1 protein-coding gene is annotated in these 1,272 nt (G+C 68.1%); it reads right to left on the bottom strand.

The window, feature by feature from the left end; translation table 11 throughout:
- Positions 1-13: 13 nt before the first annotated feature.
- A complete protein-coding gene (locus tag E5N76_RS29245; protein WP_149541508.1) occupies positions 14-1,147 on the bottom strand; it encodes an IS4 family transposase in 1,134 nt (377 codons plus the stop codon).
- Positions 1,148-1,272: the final 125 nt, after the last annotated feature.

Genomic DNA, 1,272 nt, shown 5'->3' with positions numbered 1-1,272 from the left:
CTCACCCATCCCCTCATTTTGAACCGGCGTTGGCTCGCACGAAGAGGTTGGCATCTGCCACGGCCTTGGCGAAGCCCTGCATCAGCGGCGCAAGGCGCGGCTGTGGCATGTTGGGGATGAGGTCGTAGAGCATGCAGCCCTGGCGGAACAGCGAATGGGTGCGCTTCGCGCTGGTGTTCGACTTCAGCAGGCGATCCATGCCGAGGCTTTCGCCGACCGTGCCGAGCAGTGTCAGCAGAGCGGTGGCGAAGGCGCTGATCAGCAGCAGGCGGTCGCGGCGCCTGGGGTCGCCGATGCGGGTGGCGGACAGCCCCATGCCGAAGCGCAGGTCCTTGGTGTCGCGGAACTGCGGCTCAATGGTCCAGCGGCGGGCGTAATGGTTGACCAGCGTGGCCGCGGTCGCGTCACGCTCGCTGGCGGCGAGGCACCACGGCTCTTTCATGCCCTTGGCGTGCACGCAGACGACGGCACCGACCTGCTGGCCCTGGGCGGTGACGCGCGCGTCGGGCAGCTTGCGCGCGCGGCCAGCCTTGCCGACCCAGTCGGCGGCGGGCCTGGTCTCACCGTTGGTGTCGGTGACGTGGATGTTGCCGCGGAAGCGGATCACGTAGCCGAAGCCGAGCTCGGCCAGGAAGGCGAACAGCTTCCGGTCGCCGAAGCCGCGGTCGGCCAGGATGGTGACCCGGCAGCCGGACGGGACAAGCTCCGCCAGGCGACGCAGGCAGGCATCCTCGAAGTCGTTGCGCCGCTTGGTGAGTTCGTCCTTCCAGACGCTGATCCACAGCAGCGGCGCGGCACGACCGTGACTGCCGACCAGGCTCAGCACCAGCGTCGCCTGGTCGTCATGGTCGAAGTCGGTCCAGTCCATCGCCACCAGCGCGTCCCGCCGCGTGCCGATCTGGTGCGGGACCCAGCGGGCAAAGCTGTCCCAGACATCGATGCCGGCGTTGCCGAGCAGGCGGTCCACCTGCTTGATCGCATGCTTGGTGACCAGTCCACGCGCCTGCGCCAGCGCCTGGCCGATCATCGCCACCGCGAGCGACGCCGCATGCATCACGCCAAGCGTCGCACCCGCCAGCGAGGCAATCCGCTTCGCGTGCAGATCACCGCCGTAGACGCCGCCCACGAACGCGCGCACCTCCGCCAGCCTCGCCTGACCCCGATCCGCCTCGCCCACCGAACAACTCCAACCCGCATCACATTGGAACGGCTACCAAGCCCAGACGAATCGCGCCTATAGACCACGCAACGAAAAATGAGGGGATTCCTGAG

Origin of the sequence: Siccirubricoccus phaeus (genome assembly GCF_008360935.1) — a bacterium.
Classification (GTDB): Bacteria; Pseudomonadota; Alphaproteobacteria; order Acetobacterales; family Acetobacteraceae; genus Siccirubricoccus; species Siccirubricoccus phaeus.
This window is presented reverse-complemented; position numbering and strand designations above follow the sequence as displayed.